The sequence below is a fragment of the Paraburkholderia caballeronis genome, from assembly GCF_900104845.1.
Taxonomy (GTDB): Bacteria; Pseudomonadota; Gammaproteobacteria; order Burkholderiales; family Burkholderiaceae; genus Paraburkholderia; species Paraburkholderia caballeronis.
In genome coordinates this window covers 1,911,988-1,932,285 of sequence record NZ_FNSR01000002.1, presented here as the reverse complement: position 1 = coordinate 1,932,285, position 20,298 = coordinate 1,911,988, and the positions used below count along the sequence as shown (strand labels likewise).

The following is a 20,298-nucleotide window of genomic DNA, read 5'->3' as shown; positions in this document are numbered from 1 at the left end:
CCAGTGGAAAGACGTTCGCCACATTGACCAAGGAGCCACCGATGACCCGACGGCACTCTCGCCGCCACCCCGCCGCGCTGCGCGACGACCGCCGCCCGCCCCAGCCTCCGAAGCGCCGCATGCCGCCGTCACGGCCGCGCAAGATCGCGCTCGCGTCGCTCGGCGCAAGCCTCGCGCTCGCGGCCGCCGTCGCGCCGACCGCCCTCGCGTTCGCGGCGGACGCCGGCTCGAACCCGGCGAGCGCCGCCGCCAGGCAGACCTGGCGCGTGCCGGCCGGTCCGCTCGACGCCGCGCTGTCCGACTTCGCGAGCCAGGCCGGCGTCAGCATCCAGATGGACGCGCGGCTCGTCGAAGGGTTGAGGAGCCCCGGCCTGAACGGCGCGTTCACGGTGAACGAAGGCTTCGCGGCGCTCGTCGCGGGCACCGGCGTCGAAGTGGTCGAGAGCAGCAGCGGCGTCCATCTGGTGCGGACCCGCACCGCCGCGCCGCGCGCACAGCCTGACTCGCAGTCGGGCCAGCAACTGCCGACCGTGCACGTGTCCGCGCAGTCGAACCCGTATGGCGACACCGACGGTTACGTCGCGTTCTCCGGCCGCGCCGCCGCGAAAACCGATACGCCGCTGATCGAAACGCCGCAATCGATCTCGGTCGTCACGCGCGATCAGTTGACCCAGCAGAACGCGCAGACGCTGAACGCGGCGGTGCGCTACACGTCCGGCGTCACGGCGGAGTCGCGCGGCGGCACCGCGACCCGCTACGACCTGCTGAAGATACGCGGCTTCGACGCGGACACGTACTGGAACGGTCTCAAGCTGATCGGCAACGGCATGTATTCGGTGCCGCAGCTCGATCCGTACCTGATGGAGCGCATCGAGGTGCTGAAGGGGCCGGTCTCCGTGCTGTACGGCCAGGCGGCCGCCGGCGGCGTGATCGACCAGGAAAGCCGGCTGCCGACACCGCAGGCGCAGCACGAGATCGGCGTGCAGTTCGGCAACTACGGACACAAGCAGACGACGTTCGATTTCTCCGGACCGCTCGACGCCGACGCGCACTACCTGTACCGGCTGACCGGACTCGCGCGCAGCGAGGACGGCCAGGTCAACACGACGCGCAACGAGCGCATCGCGATCGCGCCGTCGTTCACGTGGCGGCCGGACGAGCGCACGTCGCTGACGCTGTACGCGCTGTTCCAGCGCGATCCGCGCAGCACGTCGTACGGCAGCGTGCCGCCGGAAGGCACGGTGCTGTTCGATCCGTACGGCAAGCTGCCCGCCGACTTCTACGACGGCGACACCGCGTTCGAACGCTTCAGCCGCACCCAGGCGTCGGTCGGCTATCAGTTCGAGCACAAGCTCGACCGCAACTGGACAGTGCGCACCAACGGCCGCTTTTTCCACATCGGCCAGGATTATGCGAGCGTATACGGCAGCGGCGTCGAAAGCGACTACCGCACGCTGGACCGCTATTCGATCGCGTCGACGGACAACATGAACACCGTCGCGCTCGACAACCAGGTCGAAGGCAAATTCGCGACCGGGCCGCTCGCGCATACGCTGCTCGCGGGTTTCGACTATCAGCACATGGCGAGTTCGTATCGGCTCGGCTACGGTTCCGCGCCGCCGCTCGACCTGTACGCGCCCGACTACGACCAGCCGATCGCCGACCCGGCGCGCACGCTGACCCAGGTGAGCAGCAACCAGTACGGCGTGTACGCGCAGGACCAGATGCGCCTCGGCCGCTTCGTGTTCACGCTCGGCGGACGCGAGGACTGGACCAGCACGACGACGCGCGTGGAGGGCTCGGGGCCGACCGACCAGTCCGCGCGCGCGTTCACGAAACGCGCGGGCCTGACCTACGTGTTCGACAACGGGATCGCGCCGTATGCGAGCTACACCGAATCGTTCTCGCCGCAGTCCGGCACCGACGCGAGCGGCCATCCGTTCGACCCGGAGCGCGCGCGGCAATACGAAGTCGGCGTCAAGTACCAGCCGACCCGTTGGGACGCGCTGTTCACGCTCGCGTGGTTCGACCTGAAGCGCAAGAACCTGTTGACGCCCGATGCGAACAATCCGGCGTTCCAGTCGCAGGTCGGCGAAGCGCGCTCGCGCGGCGTCGAACTCGAAGCGAAAGCGAGCGTCACCGATGCGGTGAACGTCGCGGCGAGCTACACGTATCTCGACACGAAATACATCCGCGACAACAGCGGCTTGCAAGGCAAGTTCATCGCCGGGGTGCCGCAGAACCAGGCGTCGCTGTGGGCGTATTACACGCAGCAGCGCGGGCCGCTCGCGGGGCTGTCGTTCGGCGCGGGCGCGCGCTACACCGGGCAGACGTACAGCTACGACAACACGTACAAGCTCAGCAGCTTCCTGCTGGTCGACGCGACGCTGCGTTACGACCTCGGCCGCGTGTCGTCGCGGCTGAAGGGCTCGGACCTCTACGTGAACGCGCAGAACCTGCTGAACAAACGCTACGTCGCGTCGTGCTATTACACGACGTGGTGCGCGTTCGGTTATGGGCGGCAGGTGTTCGCCGGCGCGAATTACCGGTGGTGATGGAGTGCGGCGACGGATGGGCTAATTCGTTCATCCGTCGCCGTCGCGCTCGTTCACCGGGGTCGTCCCGGTTGGTCAAGCCGTCTTCGGCGCGAGCAGATCCTGCAAGCCCATCGCGTGATAGATCTCGCGGCGCATCCGGTCCGCGACGCCGTTGACGACTTCCGCGCCGTCCTGTGACGGATCGATGTGCGTGCGGAACGGCCGCTTGCCGAACGGCAGATCGACGACGCGCGCAATCTCGCGCGCGACCGCTTCCGGGTCAGCATCCGCGGGTTCGAGACGCGCGAGTCCCTGCAACGCCTGCCCGGCTACACCCGCATACGGGCCGTTTTCGTATTCGGCCGCGATGTTCGCGTCGGCCGGCCGGCCCGCGTGCGCGAAGTGGTTCGTGCCTTTCGTGAACGCACCCGGCACGACGATCGTCGTCTCGATCCCCCAGCGCGCCAGTTCGGTCGAATACGACACCGCGAGCGCATCCATCGCCGCCTTCGCCGCGAAATACGGCGCCAGGAACGGCGGCGTGCCGCCGCGCGTCGACGACGAGCCGACCCACACCATCAGCCCGCGCCCCTTGCCGCGCAGATGCGGCAGCACCGCGCGGTTTACCCGCTGCGCGCCGAGCACGTTCACGTCGTACTGCTGGATCATCTGCCCGGGCGTGAACGCCTCGGCCGGGCCGAACATCATATGGCCCGCGTTGTGGACGATCACGTCGAGGCCGCCGGCTTCGTTCAGCATGTGCGCGATCGCGGCCGCCACCGACGCGTCGGACAGCACGTCGAGTTCGACCGTGCGCAGATCGACGGACGCGTCCTTCGACCACTGCGCGAGTTCCGCGACGCGCGGCGCGTTGCGCCCTTCCGTATCGCGCATCGACGCATAAACCGCATGGCCGGCCTGCGCCAGCGCGCGGGCCGTCATCAGGCCGAAGCCCGACGATGCCCCGGTGACGAGTATCGTGTGTTTCATTGCCCTGCTCCTCAGTTCGGTCGTTTCGATCGTTTCATTCGTTCGTTGGCCCCGAAAAAACGGACCGGTAATACGCGATGCCGCTGTCCAGATGCGCGCGAAAGCCGAAGCCGCGATCCAGCATCTGCCGCATGTCCTTGCGCTCTATGCGCATCACGTAGCTGTGCTCGTTCGTGACGAGCGCGCATGGCTCCCCGCGCGCGTCGGCTGCGTTGAACCATTTGCCGGGGTCCGCGTGGCCGCTGCGGAACACGCGGCCGTCATGCTCGACCTGCCAGCCGCCGTCGAGCAGGACCCAGTACGGTTCGTCCGAACCGCTGTCGTCACTCTCACCGCCGCCGCACTTCGCGACGACCGCGCCGGCCTCCGCTTCCCATTCGCGCGAATGGTCGATCACCCATTGCAGTTGCGCGGTGGACAGCGCGGTAAAGAACGGCGTATGCCGCAGCAGATGCAGGTACGTCACCGAAGGTTTCATCGTCATGTTCCGCGCGGCGTCCGGCTCCCGCTTCGCGCCGCATGCCGCCAGCCCGAGCGCCGCGATCAACGCCATGACCGGAATCGACAGACGCCGGCGCCAGCGCGCCGCGCGTTTGCAAACCGGTTCGATCGCCGCGTGAGTATTCACGCCCGGCGCGTCCATCGTTCAGGCGAGGCCGCCGTTCGCGCGCAGCACCTGGCCGTTGATCCACGCGCCGTCCGGGCCGGCGAGAAACGCCACCGCGTTTGCGATGTCGTCGGGCTGGCCGAGCCGTTCGAGCGGTGACATCTTCGAGAACTGCGCGATCTGCTCGTCGGTCTTGCCGTTCAGGAACAGGTCGGTCGCGACCGGCCCCGGCGCGACGCAGTTCACCGTGACCCGGCGGCCGCGCAGTTCCTTCGCGAACACGCGCGTGAACGCCTCCACCGCCGCCTTCGTGCCGTTGTAGATCGAATAACCCGGCAGGTTCAGCGCGAGCGTCGTGCTCGACAGGTTGATGATGCGGCCGCCGTCGCTGATGCGCGCCGCCGCCTCGCGCAGCATGTTGAACACGCCGCCGACGTTGATCGCGAACGTCTGCGCGAACAGTTCGTCGCTCGTCTGCGCGAGCGGCACGGTCTTCAGGATGCCCGCGTTGTTGACCACCACGTCCACCTTGCCGAGCTGCTGTTCGGCCGCTTCGTAGAGGCCGCGCACGTCGTCGGCCTTCGACACGTCGCCGCGCACGGCAATCGCGCGGCCGCCCTGCTGCACGAGTTCGGCGACGAGCGCATCCGCTTCGGCCGAACTGGACGCATAATTCACCGCGACGGCGAAACCGTCGCGAACGAGGCGGCGCGCGATTGCCGCGCCGATGCCGCGGGATGCGCCGGTCACGATCGCGACGCTGGATTGTTTTGCTGAAGTCATCGAGTTTCTCCTTGTCGATCCAGGTTGGCGCTTTAGCGCTTACCTGGAGCCCATAAAAACGGTTGCCGGGTTGTCGTACCGCTGGAACACAGTCACGATGATGGACGACGTCGAATCGAAGATAATTAGCGGCATTTCCGCATCACTATTCCGTTCACTTCAACTATCGGACATTTTTCTCGCCCATGGACCGCTTTCAGGAAATGCAGGCCTTCGTCCGGGTCGCCGAGCGCAGCAGCTTTTCGCAGGCCGCCGATGACCTCAACATTCCGCGCGCGACGATTACGAACCTCATCAAACGGATGGAGCTGCGGCTCGGCGCGCGGCTACTGGAGCGCACCACGCGTCAGGTTCGCCTCACGCACGACGGCGAAGCGTATTACCACCGCTGCGTGCGCCTGCTCGCCGATATCGAGGAAGCCGAAGGAACGTTCCGCAACGCGATGCCGAAGGGGCTGCTCGTCGTGAACCTGCAAGGCACGCTCGCGCGCAACTTCGTGATGCCGCGGCTGCCCACGTTCCTGGGGCGTTATCCGGAGTTGCGGCTGCACATCAGCGAGGACGACCGGCTGGTCGATCTGGTGCGCGAGGGCGTCGATTGCGTGCTGCGCGCGGGCGTGCTGCGCGATTCGTCGCTGATCGGCCGCCCGATCGCGGCGCTGGAGCAGGTGACCGTCGCGAGCCCGGACTATCTCGCGCGCTTTGGCGAGCCGGCGAGTCTCGATGACCTGTACGCGCATTTCGCGGTGGACTACGTATCGAGCGCGACGGGCAAGCCGGTGCCGCTCAGCTTTGTCGTCGCGGGGCACAACGAGGACGTTGCGCTGCGCTCGACCATCTCGGTGACCGGCGCGGACCTTTACACGGGCGCGGCGCTCGCCGGAGCCGGGCTGATCCAGGTACCGCGTTACCGGATCGCGGACGAACTCGCGAACGGGCACCTGAGGGCCGTGCTGGAAAATTTTCCGCCGCCGCCGATGCCGGTGTCGGTGCTGTATCTGCACAACCGGCAACTGTCGCCGCGCGTGCGGATCTTCACGCAATGGCTCGAAGAGATATTCAGGACGGTGCCTTACCGCGTGGAAGGGCTGCGCCGCTGAAGGTGGACGACTACTGCCCTTCGCCGGTCGCCGCCCAGCGCAGTTCGCTCAGATAGTCGTGTGCGTCGGTCGCCATCCACGAACGGCGGTATTCGACCGGCACGCCTTGCAGGTCGTAGCCGATCCGCATGGTCAGCAGCACCGGATGCCCGGCCGGCAGGCCGAAATCGCCGGCGATGTCGGCGGGCAGCAAACACGCCTGCAACCGGTCCTCGACCCGGCTGATCGACACGCTGCACTGCTGTTCGAGGAACGAGTACACGAGATGCGCGGGCGCGTCGTCGCTGCCCCACTCCTTGTCGCCGATGCGCGCATACGGGAAAGCGATCGTCTCGAACACCAGCGGCGCGTCGTCGAGCGTGCGGCGGCGGCGCAGCCGGTACACGAGTTCGCCCGCATCGAGCCGCAACGCCGCGCGCTCGGCAGCGTCCGCGGTCGCGCGCTCGCGCAGCAGGATCGTATCGACCGGCAGGCGGCGCATGCCGTCGTGCCGGTCCACGAGCCGGAAGAAGCTGGTGAACGCCCGCTCGTTGGTCGCGCGCGCGACGAACGTGCCGCGGCCTCGATGCCGCGTGACGAGCCCTTGCCCGCTCAACACGTCGAACGCCTTGCGGACCGTGCCGACGCTCACCTTCATTTCTTTCGCGATCGCCTCCTCGCCGGGCAGCAACTGCCCCGGCAGCCATTCGCCGCCGATGATGCGCTCGCGGATATGTCGTGCAAGCCGAACGAAAGCCGGGCTGAGGTCGAGTGGGGAGGTCATTTTTTAATTCTATATAGAATACAGAAATATCACTATAGAAATTGATTCCCTTCATCCCGCACTCCTCCTAAAGTTCGACCTCGACACTCGCCGAATGCCCGCCAACGCTTCGGTACCCGAAGAATTCATCGCAGTCGAGATTGCCCATGCCCCAGAACACTCATCGCATCACGTCGGTCGAAGCCCTGCACGTCGGCCAGTTCCTTTATGCCCGCATCCGCACCGAGGCCGGCCTGACCGGCTACGGCGAAGCCGGCTCGTGGGGGCACATCGAGGCCGCGAAGGCCGCGCTCGAAAAATTCGGCCGCTACCTCGTCGGCCAGGACGCGAACCAGATCGAACTGCACTGGAACGTGATGCAGCGTTTCTCGCACTTCCGCGGCGCAGCCGTGAACGCGGCCGTGTCCGCGATCGACATCGCGCTGTGGGACCTGCTCGGCAAGCGCCTTCAGGTGCCGGTCTGGCAACTGCTCGGGGGCGCATATCGCGACCGGCTGCGCGTGTACGGCCACGTGTACGCGGAAACGCTCGACGAAGTGCTCGCCGAATGCCGCCGTCTGCGCGAGGAAGGTTTCACCGCGGTCGGCCACATCAACCCGTTCCTCGACGAGCCGGAAGGCGAAGCGTATTTCCGCTCGCACGCCGGCAAGGTTCGCGATGCGAAGGAGCGCGTGATGGCGTTCCGCGAGGCGGTCGGCCCCGACGTCGATCTGCTGATCGAGATGCACCGGCGCCTGAGCCCGGCCGAAGCAATCGCGATCGGCCAGGTGCTCGAACCGCTGACGCCGATGTGGCTCGAAGACCCGCTGCGCCCCGAGTTCTACGCGCAGATGACGACGGTCGGCAACGCGATCCGGATTCCGGTCGCGACCGGCGAACGCTTCTGCTCGCCGGCCGAATTCCAGACGCAGCTCGCGGGCGGCGGCGTGCGGTTCGCACGCGCGTCGGTCTGCGTGTGCGGCGGCATCACCGGCGCGAAGAAGATCGCCGCGCTCGCGGAGGCGCAGAACGTCGATATCGCGCCGCATAATCCTCTGTCGCCGATCAGTCTCGCCGCGTGCATGCAGGTCGCCGCCGCGGTGCCGAACTTCGCGATCCAGGAATACCCGACCGGCTTCGAGAACCTCGTGCTGAAGTCCGGCCAGAAGCTGCTCGGCTCCGATCTCGTGAAGAGCCATCCCGTGCCGAAGGCCGGCTTCATCACCGTGCCGGACGCGCCGGGCATCGGCGTGGAGCTGGTCGACGACGTCGAGCATCGCCGCGAGCCGCTCTATCGCCCCGTTTCGATGCGCCGCACGATCGACGGCGCGCCGCTCGACCAGTAACGCACCGGACCACCGCCATGCCGCATCTGATCATCGAATATTCGCCGGGCCTGTTCCAGCCGGACGACCTCGCGCCGACGCTCGCCGAAGCCAATGCCGCGCTCGTCGCGAGCGGCGCGATCCAGAAGGAAGCCGACCTGAAATCGCGGATGATCGCGCTCGATACGATCCGCGTCGGCACCGAAGACGCCTTGCGCGGTTTCGTGTACGCGCAGTTGCGCGTGCTGCCGGGACGCAGCGAAGAGACGCGCGCCGCGATGACCGCATGCGTCGCGGATGTGCTGAGGAAACGCTGCGGGCGTCCGCCGGGCATGCAGGTGCAGTTGAGCGTCGAGATCGTCGAGATGGAGCGCGCGTCGTATGTGAAGGAAGTGTTGTGACGGCGCTTCCGTCACGCTGAAAGACCGGAGCGGGCCGGCGACACGCGGCCCGCGACACGAGAATAAAGATTATCAGGGAGACTGATCGTGAACGAGACCGTATCCGGCATCGACGGAGTCGGCAGGAACCGCTGGCTGATCGTGCTGCCGATGGTGTTCGCGGTGTACATGCTGTCGTACTTCGACCGCGTGAACATCGCGATGGCGCTGCCCCACATGACGAAGGAACTGGGGCTCACGCCGGTGCAGGCCGGCTGGATCGGCGGCGCGTTCGCGTGGGGCTACGCGCTCACGCAACTGCTCGCCGGTTATCTCGCGCTGAAGTTCGGGTCGAGACGGCTCGTCGCGATCTGCCTGCTGCTGTTCGGCGCGGCCGCGATGCTGACCGGCATCGCCACGACGTTCTGGCAGATCGTCGCCGTGCGGGTGCTGCTCGGCGGCGCGGAAGGCCCGGTCTACGCGGCGACGTCGATGCTGCTCGCGCAGTGGTTCATGAAGCCCGAGCGCGGCCGCGCGTTCGGCATCTGGAATCTCGGCGCGCCGCTCGGCGGCTTTCTCGCGGGACCGATTTCCGGCGCGCTGATCTCGCACTACGACTGGCGCGTGATGCTGATCGCGGAAGGTCTGCCCGCGTGGATCTTCTGCCTGGCGTGGTTCAAGGCGATTCCGAAGAGCCTCGACGTCGCGCGCTGGCTGTCCGATCCCGACCGCGACCTCATCAAACGCGACCTCGCGGCGGAACAGGCGTCGTACACGAAACCGGAAGTCGATCCGTGGTGGACCATCTTCAGCGAACCGGCCGTGTGGCTGCTGACGATCGGCTTCGGCCTGAACACGGTGCTGCTGTACGGCACGACGCTGTGGCTGCCGACCGTGATGAAGTCGTATGGCCAGTTGAGCGAAACGACGATCGGCTTTCTCGCGGGCGCGCCGTTCGTGATGTCGATGCTCGGCATCTACTACATCAGCCGCCGCTCGGACCGGCACGGCCAGGAGCGCCGCTGGCACGCGGCGATCCCGACGATGCTGACCGGCGTGCTGATGATCGCCGCCGCGTTCGTGCCGGCGCCGCTGTTCTACGTGCAGATCGCGCTGTTCATCGCGCTCGGCTTCACGTTGAAGATGCTGATGCCGCTCGTGTTCGCGCGGATCACCGAGATCCTGCCGATGCGCAAGGCGATGCCGGCCGTCGCGTTCGTCAGCGGGGTCGGCAATCTGATCGGGCAGTTCTTCGGGCCGCTGCTGGTCGGCTACGTGCGGGCCGCGTCGTCCGACTACAAGCTGTCGCTGCTCGCGCTCGGCGTGTCGGCGCTCATCGGCGGCGTCGCGATTGCGATGTCGAAGACGAAGGCGGAGCGGACCGCGCAGGCGCAGCGGGTCGTGCAGCGGGAAGGGGCGCGCTGAAGCGGGCGCGCCGGCAATGCGTTTCCTTCTTGTGTGGATCGCGGATGCGCGGCGCAGCGATCTTCCTCGCAACGATACGTGCAATGGCAAACGGCGACACCCGGCGGTAGGCCGGCCGCCGCCGCGTACGGCAGCCTGGTAACGGCGTCACCTTCTCCGTCAGAAGGCTGACGAAAACCCCACATGGTCGATGACTTGTGGGGTTTTTGCTTTTCTGGGCCATCACGCAGCGCATCATCGGGCAAGGTTTCATGGCGACGCCGCTGCTGCCGGATGCTCACCGTGTGTTCATCATGCTCCGCTGAAATCCGGCCGCGTCCGGCGCACGGCCCGGTCGCTGCGGCAACGTCAGCCATCGGGATGGCAGCGCGCGATACGGGTGCGAACGCTGCGGACAATGATGCGAACACCGTGCGAGATTCGCGCCCCACGACCAGCGGCATTGCGCCCTGACAATAAATTGACGAATCCTGGGACGGGCGCTGATTGTGGCCCGGGTCGTGTGCGGCGTAAAAATCCGCACCACACCGCGAACGGGTCCCCGTCGCGGCCTTCCCTTCTCCATGCACGCCTGACGTACCGGACCGCGCCTCTCAAAACAGCCTGCATGGAGCCGTGCCCGGCGCGAAAACCATGCAAGGAGTCGTCACCGCGTGATTATCAGCCCCCCGCTTCTACCCCAACTGGACCCCGCAGCGCTCGATCCAGCCCGGACCGATCCGATGATGGACGCCGTTGACAAATTTGAACTTCCACACGGTATGTATCCGATTGCCTTCGACCGGCGCTGGCATTGCGGACTGCATCTGTCGCCCGATTCTCATGGTCCTGTCCATGCGATTGCGGACGGTGAGGTGGTGGCGTACCGGGTTTGCCAGCACGCGATGGATTCCGGTCGCGGCAATGCGGGCTTCGTGCTGCTCAGGCACACCTCAGAGACCGGCGTGGGCCGGACGCTAACGTTCTACTCGCTCTACATGCATCTGCTGCCGCTGGCGGAATATCACATGTTTGGGCGCGACGGGAAACAGTTACCCGAATTCCTCCGCATGCCTTCGGGGCACGCCCCCAAAGGGGCGGTAACGACTGCGGTTTCGGGGAGCAAAAATCTGAAGGTGAGGCGCAAGAGCATTCTGGGCTTTCTCGGACGCCACGAGGACCGGCCACATCTGCACTTCGAAATCTTCATGACGCAGCGGGACTTCGAGACCTGGTTCGGGCATACGCAGCTTGGCAACATCGCGCCCGCCACACTCGACAGGTCTGAGTGGTGGGGACACACCTGTTTCACCATTCCGGCGGGCTGCGATTTTCACAGCCTGCCGCCGGGAACAGGCAACGACAACAAACTGCACGGAGTTGAATTTGAGCCGGGGCAGGAAGGCCGGAATCCCCTGCCGCTGCACGTTGAAACGTATTTCAGCAACGGCACGAAGTACACCAATGTCTGGAGCGAGGCGGCGGATGGCACCCACACGCTGCTGACGCCCCAGCCGGTGCCCGAAGCAGGCTACGAGTATGGCCTGTACGACCGCGCCACAGCGCTCTACCCAGCGTGCCCGAGTGACGGCTATGAACTCCTGCGCGTTGGCCGTATCGTATCTCCGACAAAAACGCTGCCCGCCAATGCACGCGCCACGTGGATGAAGGTCGCGTGGGCATCGGACAGGCAAGGGTACATCGATATCAACGCACAGAACATCACCAGGCTGTCGGATGCGGATTTCCCGTTTTTCATGGGATGGCAGACGGTGAGCGACGCCAACACCCCATTTGACAAGGACGGGTTGTGTGACATCGAAGTGCTGAAGAAGATGCTCAGGGACGTGAGCGATCACGAGTCCCTGGTCAGTCCGCAATTTACGGGACTCCGCGAGAAGGAAGAAACTCTGAGGCGTTATCTGCTCCTGACGCCAGGTGTCCGCGAGAAACTTCGCAGGTTCGTCTGTCTCGCGCCGAGCGAATGGGACAGCAGCCACAACGACACGCGCTATGCACAGCTGCTTGACGAGGGCGAGTTCTATCATGGCAACCGGAAGGGATACGACGATTTTCAGAAATACCTGAACGAGATCCAGTTCTGGGACGTGACCGGGTTGCCCACTGGCAAAAAACTCTGGTTCTTCCATCCGCTCGGTTTCATCCGGCACTTCAGGAAGTGCGGATGGCTCAGCGAAAACGAACTGCTTGGCATGCTGCCAACATCCGCGCTGCGCAACGCCAGGGCTGCGGACGGTCACAAGTATTGGGTTTCGGAGAAAATAAATATTACACAAGCAACGAAGAACCTCATTCGAAATAATCTGGTTTCTCTTAACGAAACGATGCAAAAATTTGGCATTTCTCCTAATCCGCTGCGAATGGCAGCGTTTCTCGCCAATGCGATGGAAGAAACGCAATGGTTTACCAGGCTTCACGAAGCCAATCCTGATGCCAAATATTGGCCATGGGATGGTCGTGGTTTTCTGCAACTGACGTGGCCCGATAACTACATAAAGTATTGGGAATTCCTCGGCCGCACCATTCCCGCAACATTGAAGCGTGAACTAAGTACCTCAGCCAGGACGGCCAGCAAAGAAGGAAAGAATATAACCGTCCAGGACAGCAGGCATCCGGCGCTCACTGCACAGATGACTCAGTGGCGTGCGGATGTTTCAGATGGTCGCCTTGATCCGGGCAAGAGTGCCGGTACATATTGGGCCTGGACGAAAGCCGCTGTTTACGCAGATAAATTTCCAGCTTTGCAGCGTCAATTTCAAAATATCACCAAACCAGACTTTCGCCCTGTTACCTACTACAGTTGCCTGAGCTATGGGCAGGTCGCGGCGACGGTGAATTTTGGCAGCCCGCAAAAAGACACCTCGAAAATTGCGCGTGTCAATGGAATTCTGGCGCGATATCAGGCTTATACGAGTGCGTTAATGATGCTGGCTGATGGCACGCTGTTTCCGAACTCGGAGGGCCAGGGCTGGGACAGCCCCGAGGGCTTTGAGCGGAGGGAGAATAATGATTTTTAAATTATTGATATTGATCCCGCTGTCCTTTGTGGCTGCTTCGATTTGGGCCAACGAAGGGAAAGGCGGGAACGTGATTGTCCACGAAATGAATCTGGATGGCTGCCACTTTAGGTTGACCGACCCCTACGGGGGAACACTTACACAACCTGGCGACGGCGGACCTCCGGTCGCAAATTACGAAGCTGAAATAAATCCTGAAGCTCGACGCCGATTCAGGACTGGGATTCAATTTGAATGCCATAACAACGTCAGCACGAAAGACCTTTCCAGTCTTGCGGGAATTGGGAAACGGGATGGTAGATGGATAATTGATTTTGACGGAGACGCAGAGGCAGCGAATACAAGGCTATATTCACTTCACGGCAAAGGATGGGAGGGAGCCGGTATCACTCAAGATCAAGCGGGAGAAGATGGGGCTCGGCGTGCATTTACATTTTGCATTATGCATGGGTCTCAAGCACTATGCGGCCAGGATGATGCTGTAATGTATCTGGACTATCCTGAAGAGAGTGTGCTGCCGCAACTCATTCGCCTGTTGGATAGTATTGAATTTGTGAACTGACAGGATGGCTCAGCGCCCCCCATACATGCGCCGCCTACGCATCCATCATCGCTCGCCGGGAATGGTCCAGATACCGGCGTCGTGGTCGAACTCTCCCCACGTCGTGCCGCACACCTCGCCCGCTTCGATGCCGCGAAGCCGCGCCTTCATGAACGCGGACATGTCACGCCTGCGCATCGCCGGTCGATGCTCTTTCTTCGCGTTCTATTTCGGCAACTGGCGGTTGCCCCCCGCTAACCGGATTCGCGGAGACAGCCACGTGCGCCCACGCCCTCCACCCGATACCGCCCCGGCGTGGTCCCCGTCGCGCGCCGGAACATGTCGATGAACGCGCTGATGTTGTCATACCCGAGTTCGAGCGCGATCGCCGTCACGCTCACGCCGTCGGCCACGAGTTCGAGCGCGCGCAGCAGCCGCGCCTGCTGACGCCATTGCGCGAAGCTCATCCCGGTCTGCGCGACGAACTGCCGGCTCAACGTGCGCGGCGACAGCCCGGCCCACGCGGCCCACTCCTCCAGACGGCGCGCATCCGCGAGATTCGCGGCCAGCGCGTCGGTGATCCGCGCGAGCCGCGCATCGTCCGGCGCCGGCAGTCCGAGCGATTCGGCTTTCGACGCCGCCAACTCGTCGAGGATCACTTCGGCGATGCGAACCTGCTGCGGATCGAGCGCGGTCCCCGGCCAGCCCGCCGCGCGATGGACGGCCTCGCGCAGCAGCGACGTGGTGCGGATCGCGCGCGGCTCGGCGGGCAGCGCCGCGCACCGGTCCTCGGCGATGAACACGCTCCAGCCGGAAAACGGGCCGTGCGAGCGCACCGAATGCTCGTAATGCGGCGGAATCCAGATCGCGTGAATCGCCGGCACGACCCATTGCTGCCGGTTCACGCCGACCGACACGAGCCCGTTCAGCGCGCCCATCAACTGCCCGCGCGGATGGCTGTGCAACGACGTCTCTCGCGACTCGCGCTGCGTGAGTTCGGCGGCGGCGACGAACGGGCCGTCGGACGACGTGACGAGATCGGCGCGGATGATCGGCGTATTCATGGCTCGAAAAGCGTATCGAATGGCCTTTATACCGGAGACGGGCCGACTCTGCACGCCTAGACTGAAGCCACTTCAACTTCATTCGGAGGCCCGCCGATGCGAGCAAACCAGATGCTGCCCGATCACGTAAACGAGGTCGACGTTCATGGCACGACCGTCCGCAAGGGGACCGTCGCGGCGTTTCTCGCCAATGCACGCGTATGGAGCGATCCGCGCGCGAGCGAACCGGCGCGCGCCGATGCCGCCGCCGATATCGTCGATGCGTTGCCGGCGCTGCGCGCGCTCGGCCTGTTCGACGTGTTCGACATCCGCGATGACGCGCTGCGCGCATGGATCGATGCGCAGCCGGCGACGTCGTCTGCCCGCGAGGTGCGGACATGAAGGCCGCCGTCGTCAACGGGCCGGGCGCGACACCCGTCTATGCGGATTTCGAAGCGCCCGCCGCAGCCGACGGTTACGCGCTGATCGACGTGAACGCGGCCGCGTTGAGCCACGTGACGCGCGCGAAGGCGGCCGGCACGCACTATTCGTCGTCGGGCGCGTTTCCGTTCGTCGCGGGCATCGATGGCGTGGGCCGGCGCGACGACGGCACGCGCGTGTACTTCTTCGCGCCGAAAGCGCCGTTCGGCTCGCTCGCGCAGCGCACGCTCGCGCCGGCCGCGAACTGCGTGCCGCTGCCGGATGCGCTCGACGCATCGGTCGCGGCGGCGATCGCGATTCCGGGGATGTCGTCGTGGGCGGCGCTCGTCGAGCGCGCGAAGTTCGTCGCCGGCGAGACGGTGCTGGTCAACGGCGCGACCGGCGCGTCGGGACAACTCGCGGTGCAGATCGCGAAGCATCTGGGCGCGGCGAAGGTGATCGCCACCGGGCGTCACGCGGAAACGCTGGCCGCGCTCGAAACGCTCGGCGCCGATTGCGTGATCCCGCTCGATCAGGACGAACGCGCATTGAGTCGCGCGTTCGAACCGCATCTGCGCGACGGGGTCGACGTGGTGCTCGATTATCTGTGGGGGAGCAGCGCCCGCACGCTGCTGGTCGGCGCGGCGACCCATCTCCCCGAAGGCCATCCGCTGCGCTTCGTGCAGATCGGCTCGATCGGCGGCGGCACGCTCGAACTGCCCGCCGCGGTGTTGAGGGCGTCGGCGATCGCGCTGCTCGGCAGCGGCATCGGCAGCGTTCCGCTGGACCGGCTGCTGAACGCGGTGCGCGAGGTGCTGCATGCCGCGCTGCCCGCGGGCTTGCGGATCGACACGCGGACGGTGCCGCTGGCCGACGTCGGCGCGCATTGGGACGATACCGGGAGTCGGGCGCGGACGGTTTTCACCGTGGCGGGGTAGCGGGACGGTCGGCGGTAATCGACGGTTGCGCCGTGGCGCCGAAACATCGAACGCCGAGGTCGGGACCCCGCGCTTCCGAAGATGCGCCCAAGCGGCGCCGAAAGTTCGAAGGGCCGCCGCACTCATCCCACGCATTTCGCGGGCCGTTCGCCTCGCCTCGCCCGTTGCTTCGGTTCCCGAAGCAACGGCATCACCCGAACGCCGCCGTCGCGTCCCGCACCGACTGGCCGGTAATCTCGGCCAGCCGGCACACGGTCGGCGTCGCCGACGACGCGCGTCGCAGCAGCACGAGCGGCAGGCTCGGCAATTCCGGCAGCCCGAGCGGCGCGCCGTCGAACTGGCGAAGCGACGCGGGCAGCCCGTAGCGCGAGCGCACCGTCAACCCGAGGCCGGCCGCCGCCGCGGCCCACAATCCGGCGAGGCTCGGCGTCGTGAACGCGACGCGCCACGGCACGCCCGCGCGATCCAGCGCGGCCGTCGCCGCGCCGAAGAAGCGGCACGGCCGGTCGAACGCGACGAGCGGCAGCGGCTCGTCCGACACCCGGACGAACGGCGTCGCCCCCTCGTCCGGCTGCGCCGCGCCGATCCAGCGCATCGGTGCATGCGCGATCTCCTCGCTGACGATGCCGTCACGCGCCGCGAGCGCCGCCGACGCCGCATCGCCCCACAGCAACGCGAGATCGAGCCGGTTCGCGTCGAGCCCTTCGAGCAGTTCCGCATTACGCGCGACGCGCGCCTCGATCCTCACCTTCGGATGCGCGCGTGCGAACCGGCCCAGCACGCCCGGCAGAATCGCCTCGCCGAAGTCCTCCTGCAAACCGATCCGCACCCAGCCGTCGAGATTCGCGCCGCGCACGGCGGTCGCGGCCTCGTCGTTCAGTTCGATGATCCGCTTCGCGTAACGCAGCATCGTGTGGCCGGCGTCGGTCAGCGCGAGTCCGCGCCCGGACTTCACGAACAGCGGCAGGCCGGCCTGCTCTTCGAGCTTGCGGATCTGCGCGCTCACCGCCGACGACGACCGCGCGACCCGGTCCGCCGCCTTCGCGAAGCTGCCGAGGTCGATGCCGGCGGCGAGGCTGCGCAACGCGGCGATGTCGAAGTTCGGCTGATTGAAAACCGGCTGCGCGGCGGCGTCGGGCTGCGACAACGGCGGTTGGCTCATACGGGGCACGGACATGGCCAATCATCCTGTTTTATCGAACGGTCGATGAAAAACTTTTCGATTTTCAGGATGAATGTACGGCGCGAGACTACGGCCGTCAATGTCCCTTTCCGTGGCCCTCAATGAACGTCTCCGTCAGCCTCCCCTCGTCGTCGGCCCGTCTCGGCCCCGCTCATCGCTGGCGCGTACTCGCGGCCGGCGTCGCCGCGAACCTGAGTTTTTCCGCCGCCGCGGCCGGCATCCCGACCACCGCCGTGTGGCTGCGCGCCGCGTACCGCCTCGACAATCACGCGCTCGGCGTCGTGCTCGGCGCGCTCGGGCTGGGCGTCGCGTTGCTCGAATTGCCGTGGGGCATCGCGGCCGACCGCTTCGGCGACCGCCGCGTGCTGCTGACCGGACTCGTCGCGACGGCGGCGCTGCTCGCGGCGATGGCGCTCGCGATCGTCCCGTCCGCGAACGGCGTGCCGCCGCTCGCGCGCGTCGCCGCCGCGATGATGGCGGTCGGGCTGTTCGGCGGCAGCGTGAACGGCTCCAGCGGACGCGCGGTGATGCGCTGGTTCGGCGAGCGCGAGCGCGGTCTCGCGATGAGCATCCGGCAGACGGCGGTGCCGCTCGGCGGCGGGGTCGGCGCGGCGCTGCTGCCGTGGCTCGCGTCGCACGCGGGGTTCGCCGCCGTCTACGCAGCGCTCGCGCTGCTGTGCGCCGCGTCGGCCGGACTCACGTGGCGCTGGCTGCACGAGCCGCCCGCCAGCGAAGCCGTCGCCGCGCCGGCGCATCCGCACGGGCCGCGCCGCGCGGCCGGACAAGGGCCGCTGACGCGCGTCGAAGTGTGGAAAATCGTGTTCGGCATCGGCCTGCTGTGCGCGCCGCAATTCGCGGTGCTCACGTTCGCGACGGTGTTCCTGCACGACGTCGGCCGGCTCGGCATCGCGGGCATCAGCGCGACGATGGTCGTCATCCAGCTCGGCGCGATGGTCATGCGGGTGTGGAGCGGACGGCGCACCGACCGGCTCGGCAACCGGCGCGGCTGGCTGCGCCGCGCGGTGTTGATCGCGGCGGCCTCGTTCACGCTGCTCGCGGCGGCGACCGCGGCGAGCCGCTACCTGCCGTTCGCGTCGATCGTAGTGCTGCTGGCGGTCGCGGGCATCTGCGTGTCCGCATGGCACGGCGTCGCGTACACCGAACTCGCGACGCTCGCCGGCACCGATCACGCCGGCACCGCGCTCGGGATGGCGAACACCGTCGTTTATCTCGGCCTGTTCGCGACGCCGATCGCGATTCCGTTCATGCTCGCGCATGCGCAATGGAGCGTGGTGTGGTTCGCGGCGGCCGTCTGCGCATGGGCGACGTGGCCGCTGTTTCCGCGCCCGCAGGCTACCGGCCGGAAGCCGATGGCATGACGCGCTCGACGGCCGCCGACGAACGAACCGGCTGCATTTCGCGGACCACGCCCGCCTGCCCGTTCGACGCGACGATGCCGCCCGCGCCCGACCTCATGCTGTCATTGCCCGCGTTGTGCGCCTTCCTGCATCCGGCCGCGCCGAACGCGAGCGCCGCCACGACGGCGACGTAGACGAACCGCTTCATCTGTCCTCCTTCATCGATGCGGGTTGCGCGGACCTCGGCCGCGCGCCCCGCACGCCCCGCACGCCCAATACCGCGCTGTGTTCGCAGCAGCCTCCGTTCCCGACGTTCGCCGACACCCGCTTCGCCCGCACGCAGATGACAGCCAACTGAATGCGTCGGGCATGTGACGTGCGTACCGCTCGACGCTCGCCCCGATGCTTTGGGCGCAACGAGTCCGAAAGACGATGCGGCCCGCATCGTCCATCGCATCCTTACCTTCAGAAAGGGATTTATTCATGACTCCCGCCACCCCGACCTATCGATCGAGATTCGCCACCGCGGTTTTCGATCTGCTCAATCCGATCCCGTATGGCCTCTTCGTCGGCACGCTGATCTTCGACATCCTCTATGCGGTCACCCGCAACGTGTTCTGGGGAAAAGGCGCGGCGTGGCTCGTCACGACGGGCCTGCTGTTCGCGATCGTGCCGCGCATCATCAACCTGTGTCATGTATGGCTGCCGTCGCGTTATCCGGTCACGCGCATCGAGCGATTCGATTTCTGGCTGAACCTGCTCGGCATCGTCGCGGCGATCGTCAACGCGTTCGTGCATAGCCGCGATGCTTACGCGATGGTCCCGCTGAACGCGATCCTGTCCGCCGTCACCGTCGCGCTGCTGAGCATCGGACGCATCGCGCACGCGCTCGACAAGTTCGGCTACACGGAGGCGGTCCATGAATAAGACCATCCTGAACGGCGCGCTCGCGATCGCAGGGGCGGCCGCACTGGCCGCCGCGCTCGGCGGCTGCCACGAGCAGGCGTCGTGCGCCGGCTGCACGTCGGTTTTCCAGAACCACTGCGCGATGCTCGACTCGATCAGCGAGGTCGGCGTGTCCGCGTTGTACTCGTACATCTTCGGGACGCCAGACTCGTCGAGCGTCAGGTCGAAGCGGCCGTACACGGAGGGATCGCGACGCTCCCACGACGCGCGGATCAGCGGCTCGAATGCAGCCGGAATCGCCATCCGCGAGAAGAGCCGCGCGCGGATCACGTAGTCCACCGCTTCGAGGCAGCGCGCATGCAGTTCCCGCGTCGCCCCCCATAGCGCGTCGATCTCGTTCTCGGTAAAGACGTAGGCCGCGTTTTCGACCCAGTACGGGAAGCGGCTCGGATCCGGCGTCTGCACGACGCCGTGTTCGTCGATCGAATGGAAGCGGAAACCGACCTCGTCCAGCCGTTTCGGCCAGTCGGCGCGTGGCCGCTGTGTTGTTCTTTGCATGGGCGACGCGGGTAGCGGGTTCGAATGTTTTGCCGCTATCGTACACCGCTGCTGTTTGCCGCGCGTCCAGTGGAGCACGCCCGTCTGGCCTGCATCACCGCATCCTGCTCCGGCGCGGACTGGAACGACGCTTCCATCAACGCGTGCCCCTCGTTCATCGCTTTCCGGAAACACGCGGGGTCCACGTCGTGCACCGCGCTCCGTGCAGATAGAGCGGCGACCAGCATCATCGTCATCAGCAAACCGGTGAGCGTCAGTGCGGCGACCCACCGTTCGGCATCGGCTTCTTCATTCGATAAGCGACCGCTTTCGTCATCTCCCACGCATTCATCCGTATCGAACATGCTTCGTCTCCGCCGAACTTCCACATGCCCATCTTCGTGCCGCGGCTAGAATATGAAAAGTTGAATTTCCTGACAATAACGTTCAGATTTTTCTAACCCGA

19 protein-coding genes and 1 pseudogene are annotated in these 20,298 nt (G+C 65.9%); 11 read left to right on the top strand and 9 right to left on the bottom strand.

Annotated elements, in window-relative coordinates; genetic code table 11:
• Positions 1–41: 41 nt before the first annotated feature.
• Positions 42–2,555: a TonB-dependent siderophore receptor gene (locus BLV92_RS25155; RefSeq protein WP_244283916.1), complete on the top strand. Its 2,514-nt coding sequence runs from the start codon at positions 42–44 to the stop codon at positions 2,553–2,555.
• 75 nt (positions 2,556–2,630) lie between these two features.
• On the opposite strand, the gene BLV92_RS25150 is transcribed toward BLV92_RS25155, so the two are convergent.
• The 3 genes from BLV92_RS25150 to BLV92_RS25140 are packed head-to-tail and all read right to left on the bottom strand — an operon-like array spanning position 2,631 to position 4,917.
• Positions 2,631–3,527, bottom strand: a complete 897-nt coding sequence (locus BLV92_RS25150; RefSeq protein WP_090550352.1) for an SDR family oxidoreductase — start codon at positions 3,525–3,527, stop codon at positions 2,631–2,633.
• Positions 3,528–3,561: 34 nt separating this feature from the next.
• Positions 3,562–4,155 carry a cyclic nucleotide-binding domain-containing protein gene (locus BLV92_RS25145; RefSeq protein ID WP_309147622.1) on the bottom strand — a complete coding sequence of 198 codons (594 nt, stop codon included), beginning with the start codon at positions 4,153–4,155 and terminating at the stop codon, positions 3,562–3,564.
• A gap of 18 nt (positions 4,156–4,173) precedes the next feature.
• Positions 4,174–4,917, bottom strand: a complete 744-nt coding sequence (locus tag BLV92_RS25140) for an SDR family oxidoreductase (protein ID WP_090550349.1) — start codon at positions 4,915–4,917, stop codon at positions 4,174–4,176.
• A 185-nt stretch (positions 4,918–5,102) separates the two neighbouring features.
• Between BLV92_RS25140 and BLV92_RS25135 the strand changes: the two genes are divergently transcribed.
• Positions 5,103–6,017, top strand: coding sequence for a LysR family transcriptional regulator (locus BLV92_RS25135; RefSeq protein ID WP_090550347.1), 915 nt, complete (start codon positions 5,103–5,105; stop codon positions 6,015–6,017).
• A 10-nt stretch (positions 6,018–6,027) separates the two neighbouring features.
• Here BLV92_RS25135 and BLV92_RS25130 read toward each other — a convergent pair whose 3' ends face one another.
• Positions 6,028–6,780, bottom strand: coding sequence for a GntR family transcriptional regulator (locus BLV92_RS25130; protein ID WP_090550344.1), 753 nt, complete (start codon positions 6,778–6,780; stop codon positions 6,028–6,030).
• Between the two features lie 146 nt (positions 6,781–6,926).
• On the opposite strand from BLV92_RS25130, the gene BLV92_RS25125 reads away from it, so the two are divergent.
• The 5 genes from BLV92_RS25125 (at position 6,927) to BLV92_RS31790 (ending at position 13,468) form a co-directional block, all read left to right on the top strand.
• Complete coding sequence (locus tag BLV92_RS25125; RefSeq protein ID WP_090550341.1) at positions 6,927–8,105, top strand: mandelate racemase/muconate lactonizing enzyme family protein; 1,179 nt, start codon at positions 6,927–6,929, stop codon at positions 8,103–8,105.
• 17 nt (positions 8,106–8,122) lie between these two features.
• Positions 8,123–8,485 (top strand): 5-carboxymethyl-2-hydroxymuconate Delta-isomerase, encoded by a 363-nt coding sequence (locus tag BLV92_RS25120; protein WP_090550340.1) that lies wholly within the window; start codon positions 8,123–8,125, stop codon positions 8,483–8,485.
• Between the two features lie 87 nt (positions 8,486–8,572).
• A complete protein-coding gene (locus BLV92_RS25115; RefSeq protein WP_244283915.1) occupies positions 8,573–9,889 on the top strand; it encodes an MFS transporter in 1,317 nt (438 codons plus the stop codon).
• 653 nt (positions 9,890–10,542) lie between these two features.
• Positions 10,543–12,906 carry a M23 family metallopeptidase gene (locus tag BLV92_RS25110; RefSeq protein ID WP_143040727.1) on the top strand — a complete coding sequence of 788 codons (2,364 nt, stop codon included), beginning with the start codon at positions 10,543–10,545 and terminating at the stop codon, positions 12,904–12,906.
• Entirely contained in the window at positions 12,896–13,468 is a 573-nt protein-coding gene (locus BLV92_RS31790) for a hypothetical protein (protein WP_143040726.1), read from the top strand. Before BLV92_RS25110 ends, BLV92_RS31790 begins: the two co-directional genes overlap by 11 nt.
• Before the next feature lie 233 nt (positions 13,469–13,701).
• On the opposite strand, the gene BLV92_RS25105 is transcribed toward BLV92_RS31790, so the two are convergent.
• A complete protein-coding gene (locus BLV92_RS25105) occupies positions 13,702–14,511 on the bottom strand; it encodes an AraC family transcriptional regulator (RefSeq protein ID WP_090550335.1) in 810 nt (269 codons plus the stop codon).
• Positions 14,512–14,607: 96 nt separating this feature from the next.
• On the opposite strand from BLV92_RS25105, the gene BLV92_RS25100 reads away from it, so the two are divergent.
• Both BLV92_RS25100 and BLV92_RS25095 read left to right on the top strand, forming a co-directional pair.
• Complete coding sequence (locus BLV92_RS25100) at positions 14,608–14,892, top strand: hypothetical protein (RefSeq protein WP_090550332.1); 285 nt, start codon at positions 14,608–14,610, stop codon at positions 14,890–14,892.
• Positions 14,889–15,848 (top strand): quinone oxidoreductase family protein, encoded by a 960-nt coding sequence (locus BLV92_RS25095; RefSeq protein ID WP_090550330.1) that lies wholly within the window; start codon positions 14,889–14,891, stop codon positions 15,846–15,848. The genes BLV92_RS25100 and BLV92_RS25095 overlap by 4 nt, the downstream gene beginning before the upstream one ends.
• A gap of 190 nt (positions 15,849–16,038) precedes the next feature.
• Here BLV92_RS25095 and BLV92_RS25090 read toward each other — a convergent pair whose 3' ends face one another.
• Positions 16,039–17,010, bottom strand: coding sequence for a LysR substrate-binding domain-containing protein (locus BLV92_RS25090; protein ID WP_090550327.1), 972 nt, complete (start codon positions 17,008–17,010; stop codon positions 16,039–16,041).
• A 122-nt stretch (positions 17,011–17,132) separates the two neighbouring features.
• Here BLV92_RS25090 and BLV92_RS25085 point away from each other — a divergent pair, with 122 nt between their 5' ends.
• A complete protein-coding gene (locus BLV92_RS25085) occupies positions 17,133–18,410 on the top strand; it encodes an MFS transporter (protein ID WP_090550326.1) in 1,278 nt (425 codons plus the stop codon).
• On the opposite strand, the gene BLV92_RS25080 is transcribed toward BLV92_RS25085, so the two are convergent.
• On the bottom strand, positions 18,385–18,597 hold the full coding sequence (locus BLV92_RS25080) for a hypothetical protein (protein WP_090550323.1): 213 nt from the start codon (positions 18,595–18,597) through the stop codon (positions 18,385–18,387). The genes BLV92_RS25085 and BLV92_RS25080 overlap by 26 nt on opposite strands.
• Before the next feature lie 275 nt (positions 18,598–18,872).
• On the opposite strand from BLV92_RS25080, the gene BLV92_RS25075 reads away from it, so the two are divergent.
• Positions 18,873–19,316: a DUF2231 domain-containing protein gene (locus BLV92_RS25075; RefSeq protein WP_090550322.1), complete on the top strand. Its 444-nt coding sequence runs from the start codon at positions 18,873–18,875 to the stop codon at positions 19,314–19,316.
• A gap of 141 nt (positions 19,317–19,457) precedes the next feature.
• On the opposite strand, the pseudogene BLV92_RS25070 reads toward BLV92_RS25075, so the two are convergent.
• Together BLV92_RS25070 and BLV92_RS25065 are read right to left on the bottom strand one after the other, a co-directional pair.
• Positions 19,458–19,853 (bottom strand): annotated as a pseudogene (locus BLV92_RS25070) (glutathionylspermidine synthase family protein); the annotation flags it as partial.
• Between the two features lie 35 nt (positions 19,854–19,888).
• Positions 19,889–20,197, bottom strand: coding sequence for a hypothetical protein (locus BLV92_RS25065; RefSeq protein WP_090550320.1), 309 nt, complete (start codon positions 20,195–20,197; stop codon positions 19,889–19,891).
• Between the last annotated feature and the right edge of the window lie 101 nt (positions 20,198–20,298).